The following is an 18,808-nucleotide window of genomic DNA, read 5'->3' as shown; positions in this document are numbered from 1 at the left end:
TCTCATTTAAAATCGGCTATTAATATGTAAAATTCACCTAATATATCAAGGTTGAGAAACAGATATAAGATGTTTAGGCGATTTGTTTATTTCCTCTGCTAATGCTTTTATGTTCATCATGATTTGAAGTATTTCTTCTTTTGTTGTCCTTGGGTTGATAGAGCAAAGTCGAATTACTACTTTTTCTTTTAATTTAGTCGTACTTAGCATAGCAAATCCTCTCTGATTAATTTCTTCCACCAATTTTTTGTTTATTTCATGAATTGTATCTGTAGATGTTAGCTCACATGGAATATAACGAAAAGTAACAATTCCTAACTGTGCAGGTGTTACCACTTCCCAATCTTTTTCTTTCCTTAAAAACTCTTCAACTTGTTCAGCCAACATAATGCCATGATCAATTGCCTCGCGAAAAGCTGTGACTCCAAATACTTTAAAAGAAAGCCATACCTTTAATGCCCTAAATCTACGAGAAAGTTCAATTCCACGCTCCCCAAAATTCACCTTTTCTTCTATATTAGTTTCCGTATCCTTAATATACTCTGGAATCATACGGAATGTTTTACTTAAATATTGGCTATTTCGAATGAGTACACAACCAACATCATAAGGCTGAAAAAGCCATTTGTGCGGGTCTAACGTTAAAGAATCGGCACGATGAATTCCACTTAACAACCCTCTTCCTTTTTCGCTAAGAATTGCTGCAGCCCCATAAGCCCCATCCGCGTGTAGCCATATATCTTCATCACCACATAGATCAGCCAATTCATCGAGGGAGTCCACCGCTCCGCAATTCGTTGTCCCTGCATTAGCAATAACACAGAATGGTTTTTTCCCTTTTAATCGATCTTCTTTTATTTGCTTTCTTAAAGTACTAACTGAAATTTTTAAATCTTCATCTGTCTCAATTCGGCAAATTTGATGCTGTTTAAAACCTAATACTTTAAGTGCTCGATCTACAGAAAAATGAGTTTGGTTAGAAAAATAAACAATCGCATTTTCTATGTCATTATTCAACTTGACCTGTCTCGCTACAGTAAGTGCAGTCAAATTAGCCATGGAACCGCCACTGACAAATAGTCCTTCAGCTGAATCAGGAAATCCTAGCATTGATTTTAACCAGTTAATTGTCGTTAATTCAATTTGTTCAGCACCTGCACCTACTATCCAAGCTGTAGGAAATACATTAAACCCACTTGCTAAAAAATCTGCTAATACACCAACATAATTATTAGGACCTGGCACAAAAGCCATAAAATGAGGATGATCCACATGAGTAATTTGATTAAACACATTGTTATTAAGAAAATGAAGTAATTCTTTTGGATTAGATCCGTTTTCCGGAATCGTTTCAATTAGCTTGTCTCTAAAAATATTACTATCAATTGTTTCCGAAACTGGTTTACTTTTTAAATGATTCATATGATCAACAATCAAGTCAACCGCTTGATATCCTAACTGACGCATCTCTTCGGCTGATAACTGCAAGTTTTTTGTCATTTGGTTTACTCCTATTCTATTTAAAAAGGCGAGTTCTTGCTCGCCTTTTCACTTTTTATAATTTGTAATCACCGATTGCCTGTATTGGATTTTGAAGAATCATGTTGATTAACCGATGGATGTGATTTAATATTTCCTGTATTTTCTCCGCTTCATATACGGTTTGATCATATCCAAACTTTATTGTAAGTTTTTCTTCAGGGAAGCACATAATTCCATACTTTACATGCGGCTCATCAACAACTTCGTAATCTGTGATGGCAAAATGTCTGTTTTCATTTGAAGAAAAGATTGCTGGATTAGTTGGATAGTTTTCAAAAACCCAAAGATGGTCAGTCAACTCAGCTTTTAATTCACTTTGCTTTTGTATATCAACAAATGAATAGTATGCATACTCATTACATTTCAATGTTTCTAGTTGTGCTTTTTGCAGGAGGTCCACAAAAGATTGCGTTTCTGTCCATGCTAGTCGGATAGGCAAAACATTTGTGAACAGACCGAACATATTTTCAATTCCTTCTACTTCAGGAGGTCTAATTGATACGAGATTAGGTAATACTACTTCTCTCGTTCCATTATATTTGCCAAGCAATATTCCCCATACAGCTAGTAATGCCGTATTCATAGTTATATTATTTTTAGTTACAAACGTCTGTAACTGACTAGTCAAATCCTTATCTAATGTTAAGTCCATAAATGTGAAGTTTAATTCTTCACTTTGAGTTGGTACTTTCTTTTTAGGAATACTAATTTTTCGATTGTATCCTGATAAATAATCCCGCCAAAAATGACGTGCTTTCTCATGATCTTGTGCTACAGTCCAATCTATGAATGTCTCAAAAGGTTTTACCATAGGTAACCCCGCCGTAGTGCCCGCATTTATTGTTTCATAGAGCTGGAATAATTCGTCTATCAAAATGCTGACGCTCCAACCATCACATAATAGATGATGGGAACTCCAAACTATCTTATGCTCGTTATTACCTAGTTGGAATATACAGAGACGTGTCATAAGTTCATCATTTTTGAATCCTCGACTTAAATTTTCATTCATCCACTGTTTTAGGAATTCTTGCTGTTCTTGTTTCGTCATCTCAATCAAGTTTTTTATCTCTGAAATTATTTGAACATCATATAGAACAGCTTGCCAAGGTTGTGCTTGTTCATCTTGTACAATTATTGTTCTTAAAGAAGCATGACGATCAACTAATTGTTGGAAACACTGAATAAAGAGTTTAATATCCAGCTCCCCTTCAAGTGCCCAAATTGTTTGTTCAAAATATGCATTTGTATCAGGTTCATTCGTAGCATGTTCATAAATAACTTCTTGGAAAGGTGCTAACGGGTAAATACGTTCTATTTTTATATCCGGCATTTTTTCTTGTATTTTGGTAAGTGTATGTTGATTAAGTTGTTTATCTTTAACATTTAGTAATGTAGCTTTATTATCGTTCATTATGTTTACATCATTTGTTTGCGAACTTGAAAAATGGTCTAGCTTTTTAACGAATTGAACCATGTCCCTTAATATAGGAAATGAAAATAGATTTTTTGGTTCAAGCTCAAATCCTTGTCTATACAGTCTGACGGACACTTGAATCGCTTTTATCGAATCTCCACCTAAGGCGAAGAAATGATCATTTACTCCAACTTGATCTATTTTGAGTACTTCTTTCCAAATACTAGTTAATATTTTTTCCATTTCATTTTTTGGAGCAATAAATACTTCATTTTTTTGTTTCTCTGGAGTAGGGAGCGCTTTTCTATCTAATTTCCCGTTTGGAGTCAGGGGTAATTGGTCCAAATAAACAAAATAAGAAGGAATCATGTAACCTGGCAAGTGATCTCGCAAATGCTTTCGTAGTTCTGTTGTACTAATATTTTGCTCAGTTACCACATATGCAACTAAAAATTTTATTCCGTTCTCATCTGTTTGATCAATTACGACAGCATGTTCGACTTGTTTATAAGTTAGAAGACAATGAGAGATTTCTTCTAACTCTACTCGATATCCTTGAATTTTCACTTGGTAATCTTGGCGGCCTAAAAATTCAATATATCCCTCAGAATGCATTTTTCCACAATCTCCTGTTTTGTATATAAGACCAAAATCAGGATGTGACACAAACGCTTCATTTGTTTTCTTTTCATCATTTAAATATCCTTTAGCAAGGCCCACTCCCCCGATATATAAATCCCCAATTACACCAACAGGGCACATTTTCTTTTCATAGTTCAACACATAATACGTTTGATTTGCCAAGGGCATCCCGTATGGAATACTATTCCAATGTGATTCCACCTGTTTGACCGGATAATAAATTGACCAAATCGATGCTTCTGTTGCTCCTCCTAGTGAAACTACTTCTGCAATCGGAAAATGTCGTTTTATTTTTTCTGGTAAAGAAAGTGGAATCCAATCTCCACTATGTAAAACTAAACGCAAAGAAGAATGCTCAAAATGAGAACCTACTTGATCCAATGCCAAATCCATGATTGCAGGCACTGTATTCCAAATTGTAATCCCTCTACGCTCGACGGTACGGATTAATTCTTGCATGTTTCTTGGATCACGGATCATTACCAACATTGCACCTGTGCTTAAAGTTCCGAAAATATCGTATACAGATAGGTCAAAACACATGGAAGAGATACCAATAATACGATCATCTTCATTTACCTCATATTTTTGATTTATGTCTTGAATAGTATTTGTAACCGCTTGGTGAGTAATAATTACTCCTTTTGGTTTCCCTGTACTTCCTGAAGTGTATATAATATAGGCAATATCTTCTGGACCAGCAATAGCGGGCATATCTTCTGTTGTATAAAATGACAAATGATTTTCTTCATAAAGACTAGGTTCTAATAAAAGTTTGCATGAGCTATTTTTTAAAATATATGTTTGACGATCTAAAGGATGATCGGGATCAATCGGAACATAAGCGGCACCTGCTTTTAAAATACCTAGCATATTAACAATTGTGTCAACTCGCCTTTTTGCTAACAGACCCACTTTGTCACCTAGACCAATGCCTTGCTCTTTTAAGAAGTGGGCAATTTGATTGGAGCGTTTATGAAGTTCCGAGTATGTTAACCATTCTTGTTCAAATACCACTGCTACTTCATCTGGTGTACGTTTTACTTGGTCTGTAAATAATTGATACAGAGTAGTTGAAGGTATTTTTTCTGTTGTTTCATTGTATTGCTCAATTAAAGTTTGATCCGATCCTTTCATCTGCAAAGATGTTACATCGCTTTGTTTCACCAATTGTTCCAATAAGTCAACAAATTGGGAAAACATTGCTTCTATCACATCAACATCAAACAACTCTTCAACATAGTTCCAGCTAATTAATAACTCTCCATTTTTTTCAATTACTACATTATCCAAATACACTTGTGGAGTTCGAGCATGAATATAGCGAAGAGAACCAAGTTGTTCCCAAGAGAAAGCACCTGCACCTGCTAACATCGAGGTGAAAACGATTGGCATAACTGCTTTTGGCGTCATTTGGTGATATCGAGTAAAATCTCGAATAAAGTTAACTCCATCGTAATGACGATGTTCAAGGCCATCTAATAAAGTAGATTGCGTTTCTTTTACTCTAGTAAAGAAAGTTTGCTCTGGTTTTACATCAACATCCAACAAAATAAGCGATGTGAAATCTCCCACAATCTGCTCTACTTCATCATGAACAGGATAACGGTTAAATACAGTCAAATTAATTGCCAATTTACGTTGATTACTCCAATATGCCAATACATCACTATATATTGTACAAAGTAGAGCGGAAGGAGTTACCTCTTTCTCTTGTGCTAACTTTCGTAGCTTTGTCCATTTTTCATTGTCCAGGATCTTAGTAAGTGATTGGAATTTAGGAGTAGCAATTTCTGCTGGATCCTTTTTTAACAGCAAAGAAGGTGCAAACGGAAAGTCAGGAAGCTTACTTGTCCAATAATCTTTTGCTGTTTTATATTCTTCGCTTTGTTCCATTTCATCATAGATAAACATGTAATCTTGAAAATCAAAAGATAGAGATTCTAATTTTTGATTTGGTTTATAATAATAATGCAACAAATCCTGTCCAACAATGTTCATGCTTGCTCCGTCCATTAATAAAGCATCGTATCGAAAACATAATAAATACGTGTCTTCTTTTAAAAGAAAGGCTTTTAATTCAAACAATGGCCATTGCCCCAAAGGGAATACATGGTTAGTCATTCGAGAACGCTCTTCTTGTAAGCGAGCATTTTGATTCCTATTATCTAAATCTATGAGACTCACTATTTCAATCTCGTAATCAGGAACGCTTTGTAATATTTGCTGTTTTCCCTCTGGTAAAATTACAGCTCGCAACATTGGATGACGATGAATTACCTTTTGAAAACTTTTTGAAAGACGATTGATATCCAATACTGTTTCATATTCAAAATATGTTTGAGGTGAAATACCACTTAATTCAAACTGTGAATTCCGTCCTAACATATACGCTGTCTGAACTTCTGTTAAGGAAAATGGCTTAGACAAATCTTTAACATGAGTTGGTCTACTTTCAAAATTTTCCTCTTTATGCTCTAACTTTACACAAGAACTCAGTTGAGCGATTGTAGGGTGCTTAAAAAAATCTGTTGTACTTATTTTTAAGCAGTCTTTTCTTAATAAATTAATTACCTGAAGTGCTTTAATGGATTCTCCTTTTAATGCAAAAAAATTATCATGAATACCGATTCCCTCAATCTCCATAACTTTTTCCCATGCACGCACTAATTTTTGTTCAATTTCATTGCGCGGGGCAACGTATGGAATTGATACATAATTCGTTTGTGTTATATCCAATAACCTTTTTCTATCCACTTTTCCATTTGGATTCAATGGAATCTCTTCTACCTGAATCATTTTTTCAGGAATCATAAACTCAGGTAATTTATCACTTAAATATTTTCTGATTTCACCAAAAGACACCTTGTTATCCGATACATAGTAAGCAGCTAATAATTTCCTATTTCCATACACTTGATCAACAACGATAGCTTGATTTACTTCTGGGTATTCCCTTAATTGAGTTTCGATTTCTCTTAATTCAATCCGATACCCCCGAATTTTTACTTGATGATCCATTCGACCTAAATATTCAAGTTCTCCATTAGGCAACCAACGAACGAGATCACCTGTATGATACATCATTTCTCCTGCCGTAAAAGGACTCGGTACAAACTTTTCATCTGTCAGTTTATTTTTACCAAGATACCCTCGTGCTACCGCTACGCCAGCAATGCAGAGTTCACCGGGAATTCCAAATGGTTTTAATTGGCCATACTTATTCAATATATAGGAATGATAATTCGGATTAGGTTTGCCAATCGTAACTTCTTTGGAAGTGCTCAAGTCTTTTACTGTTGCGCAAATGGTTGTTTCTGTGGGACCATAAATATTTAAAATTGTCGCTTCACTGATACAACGAATTTTTTCAACCAAATCAATGGAAAATGCTTCTCCTGCTAATAAAATAGATTTTAAATCTTTTAGAAAATTTGCCCCTTCTGGATCACTCAAAATCACTTCCATTCGCGATGGCGTTGATTCCCATAAATCCACCTTATGTTTTTTGACCAAATGAGCCAATTCTTTTGTTGCAAACTGGTCCTCTGTAGCAATTATTACTTTTGAACCTTGCGTTAAAGGAAGACATATTTCTAACAAGGAAATATCAAAAGATACACTAGCAAGAAACAAGAAGGATTGATTATCCTTTACTTTTTCTCTCATTACATTTAAAAAATGAACTAGAGATTTTTGTTCTATCATTACCCCTTTTGGATTTCCTGTCGATCCTGATGTGTAAATAACATAAGCCAAATCATTAGGATTATGTTCTCGTAATAAATTACTTTCTTCACCTTGGAAAAGATATTCTTTATCAAGATACAGTACTTCACCCGTAAATTGTGGCAATACTTCCCCTGTTCGCTTACTAAGTAAACATTTTGCTTGACTATCTTGTAACATATATTCAATTCGTTCAGTTGGGTAGTTAGGGTCGATTGGTAAATACGCTGCTCCTGCTTTTAAAATCCCCATCATACCAATAATCATTTCTAATGACCGATCTACCATAACGCCAATAATACTTTCTTTTGAAACACCTTTACTTTGAAGAATAGAAGCCAATTGATTCGCTTTCTTATTCAATTCTCTATATGTCAAAGATTGATCATTACAAACAACAGCAATTTGATCTGGAGTTTTTAATACTTGCGCTTCAAACAAATCTTGAAATGATTGAAACAAGTCTATGCCCGTTTGAAAAGTATTCAATCCTTCTAACAACTCTTTTTCTTCTTCTGCAATAATACAAATATCTTTCAATGCCAAATTCGGGTTTTGTGAAACTTGCTTTAAAACATAACAATACGAATTTACAAACTGTTGCAAAGAAGAGAATGAATGGGACTTACAAGAAATTTGAATTTCAAATTCATTATGTATTTCATTCCATTTTCTCCGTATCCATAGGGCTAAATTATTCTCTGCGTATTCTTCTAGCGAATTTTCATTATGTAATCCTTCCATCCCGATAACAATTTGAAAAGGAGTTAAATTGTGTTTAACTAATAATTCAGAGAGCGGATACTCCTGATTTTCATACCCGAATAAAGTCGTTTGTTCAATCTCATTTACTAATTGTTTAAAGGTGTGATGCGGATGGATTTCACTTCCTAAAGGAATCAATTTATTAAGATTCTCACTTTGTTCAAGATTCTTTTCAATTATAGGAATACCAATAGTAATTCTTTCTTGATCTGTATAATGTGCCAAACAAACCCTTAAAGCGGCTTGAAACCAGCTAAATAATAATAAATCTTGAGACTTACTTACTTTTTGTATACTTTTACTAAGCTCTACATTCACTATGACTTGAACGTACTCACAAGGTGTTTCTTTATTTAGTTGGTAATCGCTATTAAATACAGAAAAATCGAGAACCTCGGAAGATAATTGCTCCTTCCAAAACGCTTCTACTTCTTTATTTTCATGAATCGAACTTCGATCTTTAATGTGCATTTTTATCTTTATCCCCCTAATATTCATTTCTTCTACTCGTTAATTTTCAAACCAACTTCAAGCCCATGAAGAAACACTTGATGGTTATCCAAACATAAAAATTGCTGAATCTCTTCAAATTTCATATGACCAACTGAACAAACCCCTAAATTTAATGTCTCAGCAACCATATTTAAGGTAGCAGTGATAATGCCTGACTCAATACAAGCAAATAAATATCCATCTGAACCGTATTTCGGGATGGAAGCGTTCGCATTATAAACCAAATAAACTGAGAAGGCAGATTGAGTAAATAAATCCTGATTAATTAACTCATGATCACTTTTGATTACTTGATCAATGTTGTTTACAATCACAAGACTATTTTTTGATGGGTTATAATAATAAAACCCAGCTTTCATACCCTCTATACGTTTTGGTTTTACATAAACAAAGATATCAATGGGATAGAGCCCGCCTGCACTTGCGTAATGATAGTATATTTTTTTTTCCCTAACCTGTTTTAGAGTTGATGTGAATTGGGAAAATTCCGAAAAACTAATATGTTTTTCCATATCAAATTGACGACAAGACCTACGTTTCTTGATTATAGTGGGTAGCTCATCTGTTGTTTCAAGTTGAATTTCGGTTGACCGTGCAGTAACGTGCGTGCGATTTAATTGTTCACTAATATACTTATCTAACTCTTCTTTAGAAAAGCGAATTTGGTCGCTATATGGATTTGGAAAAATTTTTTCTTGTGAAGAAAATACTTCTCTTGGGTGTAATATGTTACTTACTAACACACGATTTTTTATCATAAGCTCTATGGTTTTTTGTGTCTCTTCTACATTTCCTAACGAAAAGCGCTCTATTAGTTCACTAATTTTCACACCTTTTTGAGCCATAAAATAAAAATCAGGAAACCACTCAGACAGAATACCTGTGAATCTCATTTCCCCTATCAAAACTTCATTATGCAGCGTCTTCCAATGCTTAATAGGAGACCAATAATAAATTTGCTCGCTCATATACTCCTCCATAAATGTTTAACTTATTTTTACAATACGCTTTTCCAAACTACAAAAAATCATCATTTCTCTCATGGTGGTTATAACATGTACTTCAAGGGAATTTTGGGATAATGAAATAACATTTTTCTCATTAATTTTTTTATTTCATCATAAAAAATGATTTTTTATTAGACATTTCACATCCTTTCCCACAGTATTCCTATAAGGTATAAACCATTTAAAACATTGGTAATATTCATTTATTTCCAATGTGAAATTATTGTAATGGATTGGAGAGCAGTTGAATATAGTTATTAAATCAAATAATATTGAGAAAGTTTTACTTATTATAGTAATAAAATTTTATGATGCGATTTATTACAAATAGATTAAGAAAAGAGTTTTAAATTTCTCTTAAGAATTTAGTGTAAAAATATAACATACTATTACATACAAGTGAGTTAATTACATATCATATTCAAAATAGAGAAAAGACACCTTGAAGGGTGTCTTTTCTCTATTTTGATTCCATATACTTTTTATGCCTTTGTTATTTTTAAACGATTTGTAGGAATTAATACAACTTGAACATCTAGCTCGTTATATGTTCAAATATATAATAAAAATTATATAAATTACGAATGGATTTCAGATGATTTTATCAATAAATGCAAAGATATCTTCTCCTCCTACTGTTATAATAGCGATAACCTATTGCTTATTTTTTATTGAATTGTAATATAATTGCAGTATGTGAAATTATATTACATTATCTTTAAAAGTAGAGCGAGAATAACCTTTACTTCACTTTTTTCATTTGCAATCCTTATTAAATTTGCTCAATTCAGTATTTATTTCCATATTCTTCGCTTTTATTTAATCGGTTTTTCTGATTTTAAAACTAATGAACTTAATGCAGGAACTTTAATTTTATTGTCATGGACAACATAAAGTGGTTTACTTCCCGCCTGCTTCCCGTCTACTAGTACTTTCCAAGGACCTTTCGATGGAAGTGTTATTTCAACCGCTTCCCTATTTGCATTGTGAGCCACCGTAAAGTATTCATTTTTATTCCCCTCTATTGTATAAGCTACAGTGTTTTTCGGGGCATCAATAAATGATACATGTGTTTTTATTTGCTCTACAGATGTCATTCGAAAAGCTGAGTACTTTTTGCGTAATTCTATTAAGCCCTTCATATAATCTACTTCATTATTAAACGATGCACGGCGCAACCAGTCCATCTGGTTAATTGAATCTGGAGATTTGTAACTGTTATGATCACCATATTTCGTACGCATAAACTCTTGTCCTGCATGTAAGAATGGAATGCCTTGTGATGTTAATAAAATCGAAGAAGACAATTTGTGCATTTGTTTTCGCACTTCTTCACTGTCACCTGGATTAGTCAACTCAAGTTTATCCCATAATGTATGATTATCATGCGCTTCCACATAAGTTAGCACCTGCTCCGGGTCTTGATAAGTCGACGAATTTGTATCGTAGTCAATGCCTGCCATAATACCTTTTCTAATACGGTCTTCCATATTTTCCTTTCCATTTACAAATCCATTTTCTTTTTCCTCAAATACGCTACCTTTCAATCCATCACGTATATTATCGTTAAAATGTGCAATCCCTTTCATTTTCTCTGCATTTTTTTGATTTGCTTTCAAATCAGCTGCAAGAGGTGTATTTAAATCCCAGCCTTCTCCATGCAGTATAATAGAAGGATCAATTCGATTAACAGCTTTACGTATTTCATTCATCGTTTCATAATCATGAATACCCATTAAATCAAAACGGAATCCGTCTAAATTGTATTCTTTTGCCCAATATGCTACAGAATCGACCATAAATTTCCTCATCATTTTTCGTTCTGAAGCAGTATCATTTCCTACACCGGTTCCATTTGCAAATGTTCCGTCTTCATTGTAACGATAATAATAACCTGGAACTAACTTATGAAAATTAGATTCAGTAGCACTATACATATGGTTATAAACTACATCCATAACAACACGAAGATTATTTTCATGCAGTGTTTGAATCATTTGCTTTAATTCAGTTATTCGAACAGTTGGCTCATATGGATTTGTAGAATAGGATCCCTCTGGAACATTGAAATTTTCCGGGTCATATCCCCAGTTATATTGTGGTTCGTTTAAATTCTCTTCATTTACTGAAGCATAATCAAATATCGGTAAAAGCTGAACGTGTGTAACACCAAGATCTTTCATATGATCAAGTCCCGTTTTCAAACCTTCAGGCCCTCTTGTTCCTTTTTCTGCTACACCTAAATATTTCCCTTTCTGTTTAATGCCACTTTCGGGCTGAATAGAAAGATCACGTACATGCAATTCGTAAATAATAGCATCTTCCGGATTTTTAAATTTTGGCTTTTTGTTTGCTTTCCATTTTTTCGGATTTGTTTCTTCCAAATCAACAACCGCACCTTTATCTCCATTTACAGAAGCAGCACGCACATACGGATCAACGGCTTCAGTCCACTTATCACCAATTTTCACCTTATACGTATAAAAGAGATCTTTTTGGTTCCCTTTAAGCTCTGCTTTCCAAGTGCCCTTTTCACCTTGTTGCATGTTTATTTCAGTACCTATTTTATCGTTCCATTTTTTATATGTAACTAACTTTGCTTCACTTGCAGTAGGAGCCCATACACGGAACTTTGTATATTGTGGTGTATATACATTACCTAAATCGTTACCACCATAATAAAATAAATTATCAAACTCCTCACTACGAATGACTTTACCGATTTCAGTATTCGTAGTTGCTAAGTTTTCAATTTTAACTTTGTATGTCTGTTTTAAATCAATTTTCTGCTCCGTAATTACTTTCACCTTATTAGTAATATTTCCACTGTTTATATCATAAGGACTAATATTCTTAATTTTAATGCCTTCAATTTCAATTTTCCGTTCCTTAATATTAAACGGGACATTAGTCGTTACAGTAATTTCATTGAAACTATCAATAGTTGCTTTTTGAATTGATAGATCCGAAGAAGGCTTAGAGTTATATACTTTTTCATCACCCGAAAGAATCCATACTTCAGCACGACCGTCCTTTATATTTTCAATCCAACGATCGCCACCATCTTTTTCCCACTCATTTGTACGAATAATAAATCCTACACGATTATAGTCACCATCTATATTCATCTTAGCGTACTTTCCAAATTCATCTTCACCAGTAAATTCATATGATTTACCATTTGCGTTTTCTCCCCAAACCCAAAGGTTCCAGTCTTTTGTATTTCCAGACTGCTCTTTGTAATGAATGATAACTTCAGTTGTTTTCGAATTTGAAACTGCCTTTACACTTTGAAAGGAGAAAACAGATGATAACATAACGATTATAGTAAGTAATAAAACTGATTTGTTAATTAATCTTTTTGTAATTTGCACCACATACACCCTTTCTTCAAATATTACTAGCGATTTATTATGCTTACACTGAATAACACTACTTAAATTAATCTAGAAATCTTTTTTAATTCACCTCCATATTGGCTATTTTCACGTATGTATTTCAATGACCTTTTAATACGAAAACGTTTGCATTAATATTTAAAAAAATAGATTTGTGTATGCCCTCATATATTTGTAAATGCTAAAAGGTCAGGGAAATCATTTTAAAGCAATCGTTTGTTATCGCTTTCATTTTATAGACTTTCTATCAAGAGGTCAATATATTATTAATTTTCTGTTTTTATATACTTTAAACCTTATTTATTTGTCGCAACTTCTTACAGATAACGCACCTAATTATTGCTTAGTCAGTTTATTTTCAACAATACATAGCTACGTAAAAAAACAGCTAATATCCTTAAAATGATATTAGCTGTTTTTCATAATGTATTAATATATGAATGATAACTATATTTCTAAATTACTTAATTTTTGCTGCATCAAATGCCTTTTGAACTGCTTGAACTTCAGCTGTATTCGCACCATATTTATTAGTTGCCACTCGAATACATGCTGATCTCAATTCTTTGAAATTAGAAGTCATGTTTAACTCATCAGTATTTGCATAATAGAAAATATCAAACATTTTATCTTCACCAATTCCTTTAACAGTTACTCCGTTATGAGTACCGCCTTTTGCAATGAGATACGCAACTTTATTAATAATACTTGAATTAAAATGAACACCGCCTTGATCCCATCCATTAAAATCGTTAAATTCACTGTAATCATCTGGATAAGGTACTCCTAGTGAAGATGGAACAGAAGCTGGGTTTTCCATATCACGGAAAACAGATCCTGTTTGTTCTCCCATTGTCCAGTTAAAGTTTCCATTATTTACGTATTTCTCAATAGATGTTCCCATAATATCAGATAGTGCCTCATTAATCGCACCAGATTCCCCGTAATATTCAAGATTAGATTCGCTAGAAGTAACAGCATGTGTAAATTCATGTCCAGCTACGTCATATGCTTTAACAATAGGATCACCATATACAAGCATACTTCCATTATTAGCACTTAATGCATTCTGCCAATTCTTCGGATCATTCGTCTCTTCAGAATCCCAAGCGTGTACAACTGAAACTACCTTTTGTCCCTTATTATCAAAGCTATTACGCTTGTATTTATCTTTATAAAAATCAAATACTTTTGTTGCTAAGTAATGAGCACTTACCGCTTTTGGATCGTTAAATGTTGCCGAAGTACTAGTCGCTAATGTACCAGGATAATAGCTTTCTTCTTTAGTAATATCTCTGTAATTCACATCATATGTTTCAATTCCTTGCCCTCTTGTATAATCAGCAAGAGCATATTTGCCATTACTTTGTTTAGAGATACCAAATGAACGAGAAATACCTAAATCATCTTTTCCTGTTCCGGTTAATGATGTAAGACTGCTTTGTTTACTTTTCTTTAAAGCTCCAACTAGTTTGTCACTGGCCTTTAAGTTAGATTCTTGTACCATATTTTTTAACATATCACCATTTTGTGCATTTACTAAATAAGTACCAGAAACATAGTTTGGTGTTGCAGCTTCAAAGGTAACTTGGTATGCATTTTTAGCTTGTCCATTATTTTCATCAACAAAAATAACCTCTTTAACTTCTGGCTCAGTAATAAACTTGATATCGTTCCCGTACTTCGTATAAATAAATTGTCTTGCTTCATCTTTTGATAGATTAATAGGTTTTTTCAATTCTTCTTGTTTTAAATTTTGCGCGCTATCACCTGAAACACTTTTAATAACACCATTATTATCTACATGTGCAGTTAATTGATGGCCATATACTTCTTTTCCTTCGTATGTTTGCTGCATACGTACAAGTGTAGTTCCATCATACGAACCACGTTTTTGAAGGACTTTATAATCTACTCCTGCTTCTCCATTGACTTGTTTTTGGGATAGAGCTTGCTCTGTTTTCTCCTTAAGTGCATCCTTTACTACATTTTCTGGTGCCTTTTGTGACGGTTGTGTAAGTTCACCCGAACGGAACGATTCCTCCTGAATTTGAACTTGTAGCTGATCTGTTTCCTCTGCATGACCTACCCCATATGGTGCCACAGCTGTTAAAGCTAATCCTGTTGTTAATGCTACCTTAGTTAATGTCTTTTTGTTTTTCATTATTTCACCTCGTATAATTTTTGAAATAGAAAGCTTGTACAAAGTATACTGTCTATTACTGTCGGAAAAAAGAGAAAATACACAATTTACGTAACATTATGCAAAATTACATAAATTGTGGTCAATATTATAAATAATGAACGGAACACATATGTACATTAATTTGAATAAAAAAAGAGTCCTTTTAGACGCTCATCCAATTGGTTAATTATTAATTATCTATACTCATTCTAATAAAAGTACACTTACATCTAAATAACAACATAAAAACCCACTCTTTACTATTTTAAGAGTGGGTTTAATGTTATTAAAATAACAATTACTATAAGAAACCTTATAATTTATATTTTTTAGTAATCCTACTAAGTTTTTTGTAAAATTCACCTTTCGTTTTTATATGCTTAAACTGATTTGGATTAATATTTACTTTTTGTGAGAGTGCTACAATCTCTTCTTTTGTAATTGAATCTTTAGTATTTATAGATGCTATATTTGTGTATTTTTCGTCTTCTGTTTTTGGAATTTCTAAAATCCCTTTATTCACAAGATCAACTACAGCCTTATGCTCTGAAGAATGTAAATCTACACCAGTAATTTTCCAATTACGCATAACTTTTGGCGTGTATACACCGTTCTTTACCTCTTTTAAATATGTAATAGCAAGGTTACGAATGGTTCCACCTGTTTCTCCGAATGCATTCTCTTGTTTAGATGACCAAATTTGTTCAAACTTACGCCCCTCTAAAGCTCCCCCTTTTGCCTGAAGAGCCTCCATTCTATATGCATTCATTCCCAGCGTCATAACATCGCTCATTTTGATTGGTTTGTTTGTACGAATAGAGCGTAAATTTGTAATTCTGCTTCCATATGGTTTTGTTAAGTCAATTTCATATTTTACGCCTCCAAAGAAATCGTTCGTACTATATTTAGACGCACGGCGGGTTTTATCAAAACTAACGGTTACATCTCCGGCACGAGATGAGTTAAAATATCCTGCTGCCCATTCCATATAGTCTTTTAAATCTTTTCCAGAAATCTTATATACTGTAATTTCTCCCAAGGCATATTGGTAATTATACGCAATATCTTTTTTCTTAATAGGACCTGTATCCAAACGGGCATAATCATTATCAATTTGATGGGCTACTACATCTGCTTTACTGTAGTAGAGCATGACTTCATGAAAGAAATCTGATAAAGGTGTTTCTTGAATCTGAACACTTGGAATACCCTTTATTTCATTTTCAGGAACAAGATTTCTACCCTTTAATTGAGCGACTACAACATTTGCATCTCCTCTCGCATATTCGTGAAAAGGTGTTAGTGTTTCTTCAAGTGTAGGATCAGATAATATCGTTGTTCCATCAGCATTTTTTACAGGTATAGCGGTAGCAGTTTTATCTTTTAAAACCAACTTCCCATCTTGCTTTGTAAAAGTAAGGTCAATACGTGAAATATGTGTTCCATATTTATCTGGTTCTGTAATAATTACGCCATTTACAACTTCTTTTTTTACAAGTTTATGCATGTGAGCCGCAAAAATAGCACTTAGTTCCGGACAAGCATTTGCAATATCTTGAACACCAGTACCAGGGATACCATTCTCATTTTCTAATCCCATATGCATAACTCCTACCATTACATCTACTTTACCTTCTAATTCCTTAATTGCCTTTTTCGTCTCTTCTACCGGATTTTTCACCACTAAACCATCTAAGTGATCTGTCCCTTTTTCAAAATCACTAATCATTGGTGTATTCATACCGATAATCCCAACTTTAATTCCACCTTTTTCTACAATTGTATATGCAGGAAGAAAGCGCTCTCCATTTTCCTTATAAATATTACCTGCTAACGTTTTTCCCTTATATTGCTCACTAACTTTTTTCAATGTATCTAATCCAAAGTTGAATTCATGATTTCCAAATGCCCAGGCGTCATATCCCATTGTATTCATCGCTACCATCATTGGCGATTGTGGCTTATCGTTGAATAATTCTACTGAGTTTCCTTGAATTGTATCCCCAGCATCTACTAATATGGTATTTGGATTTTCTTGACGGACCTTCTTTATAACCGTATAAAGCTGCGTCAAACTTCCACTCATATTTGCTCCATCAAGTGCATAATCCCACGGCATAAATCTACCATGAATATCTGCAGTACCTAACAATGTAATATTAACTTCAGATTCCTCAGCCTTAGAGATAGGTGGTTTGACTATTACTGCTGTTCCGAGCAGTAATAGAATTACAAAGTAACATACATAGTTCTTCCATTTCATTCTTTGCACAATAATATTCCTCCCCTTTTTGTACTTTCGTAAAGTTGTTTGAACTTTAAAAATGTAACTTATTATTCGGGAAACTTCAACTACAAAAGATAATTTTGAAGGTGGTTCTGCTGTGAAAATATAGAGAATAAAATGCATATCCCCCCTAGCAGAATAGTATTTACTTCTTCCTCTAACGTGTGAAGAGCGCTAAACCAACGGTAGATGTATATGTACTGTCAAAATTATGGACATAAAACTCATCTCCGGAAATCATTATAACTTAAAGATATAGTGTGTAATGCTGGTTACATTTTCGGATTTCATTGCTAATTTATTTCCTTCTAAATGAAAATGCTGAGATCACTTCCAAAAATAATAACCCCGTTCTTCATTTAAGACGGGGTTACACTTATACAGTAATTCGGATTCAGTTTTTTTGAATGTTCGTTTCCTATTCAAGAGTAAGATCTGCTAGTTTCGTATTTTCTTCTGCTTATTGGCTACTTTCAACTAAATTCATCATAATTTTAATCAAGACTTGTATTTTATCACTCGAACCCTTGATGCTATCCTAAATCGCTCAATAAATAGATAATAATTTTTACTTTTCAACTTCACAAAGCAATTTGACCTCTTTGATTTGTTCTATATGACGCTGTTCATGCAAATAGATTAATTCTATCCACTGATCAAGAAGTAATTCTCCAAGAGCTGGATGCATCACTGATTTTTTTGCCAATTTAGATTCATCTTCTATTGTACTCAGAAAACGCATCAATTCTTTTCTAGAGTCGTTTAACAAATCAACCATTTGCAGCACTTCAAATGATTCTATACTTGGTTCAATCATTTCTGGTGCTATAAATTTTATCGATCTATCTAATACAATAGTATGAATTTCTTTACGCTCATTTTGGAAACTATCCATCTTTTTTAATCCTGACGAAATAACCGTTATAACTCTATCATCTAATAAAACTAAGTGATGACAAACTTGTGCTATACTCCATTTATCCTTATCTGGTTTTCTATTAAATTGAGCATCACTTAACAAAGTAATTTCCTCAAATAATTGATTTCTCGTTTCATAAAACTTGTCCTTTACAAATATATTCATGTGAATTCTCCTTTCATTAGAACCTATATACTTAGATTCCTGCGTTAGAAATATTCTCTATAGAAAAAAGATTTTCCTTCACTACTATTTCAATCAAATCTTTTCTTGCTTTAATAGTTTCTCTAATTCACGACTAAATATATGAGTTTTCTCAACATCCTTGAAGATTTCCTTGAGGTTATCATGTGCTACAGCTACACCATAATACTTTCCACGCAATCCTTTCAATACAACTACAT

The 18,808-nt window shown here is 33.4% G+C and carries 7 protein-coding genes; all 7 read right to left on the bottom strand.

Going from position 1 to position 18,808, the window contains the following annotated elements:
- Window positions 1-45: 45 nt before the first annotated feature.
- Window positions 46-1,500: a pyridoxal phosphate-dependent decarboxylase family protein gene (locus tag BAQ48_RS17125; RefSeq protein WP_071712055.1), complete on the bottom strand. Its 1,455-nt coding sequence runs from the start codon at window positions 1,498-1,500 to the stop codon at window positions 46-48.
- 55 nt (window positions 1,501-1,555) lie between these two features.
- Window positions 1,556-8,566 (bottom strand): non-ribosomal peptide synthetase, encoded by a 7,011-nt coding sequence (locus tag BAQ48_RS17120; protein WP_071712054.1) that lies wholly within the window; start codon window positions 8,564-8,566, stop codon window positions 1,556-1,558.
- A gap of 32 nt (window positions 8,567-8,598) precedes the next feature.
- The gene (locus BAQ48_RS17115) at window positions 8,599-9,576 is read right to left on the bottom strand and encodes a SagB/ThcOx family dehydrogenase (RefSeq protein WP_071712052.1); all 978 of its coding nucleotides are present in this window, start codon (window positions 9,574-9,576) and stop codon (window positions 8,599-8,601) included.
- A gap of 854 nt (window positions 9,577-10,430) precedes the next feature.
- Entirely contained in the window at window positions 10,431-12,989 is a 2,559-nt protein-coding gene (gene pulA / locus BAQ48_RS17110) for a type I pullulanase (RefSeq protein WP_071712050.1), read from the bottom strand.
- Window positions 12,990-13,473: 484 nt separating this feature from the next.
- The gene (locus tag BAQ48_RS17105; RefSeq protein WP_002018517.1) at window positions 13,474-15,177 is read right to left on the bottom strand and encodes a M4 family metallopeptidase; all 1,704 of its coding nucleotides are present in this window, start codon (window positions 15,175-15,177) and stop codon (window positions 13,474-13,476) included.
- A gap of 334 nt (window positions 15,178-15,511) precedes the next feature.
- On the bottom strand, window positions 15,512-17,470 hold the full coding sequence (locus BAQ48_RS17100) for a bifunctional metallophosphatase/5'-nucleotidase (protein ID WP_071712148.1): 1,959 nt from the start codon (window positions 17,468-17,470) through the stop codon (window positions 15,512-15,514).
- A gap of 583 nt (window positions 17,471-18,053) precedes the next feature.
- On the bottom strand, window positions 18,054-18,569 hold the full coding sequence (locus BAQ48_RS17095; RefSeq protein WP_001020419.1) for a DinB family protein: 516 nt from the start codon (window positions 18,567-18,569) through the stop codon (window positions 18,054-18,056).
- Window positions 18,570-18,808 lie beyond the last annotated feature (239 nt).

Source organism: Bacillus luti (genome assembly GCF_001884105.1).
GTDB classification, from domain to species: Bacteria; Bacillota; Bacilli; order Bacillales; family Bacillaceae_G; genus Bacillus_A; species Bacillus_A luti.
The sequence above is the reverse complement of the archived record's forward strand: the minus strand, read 5'-3'. Positions and strand labels throughout refer to the sequence as shown.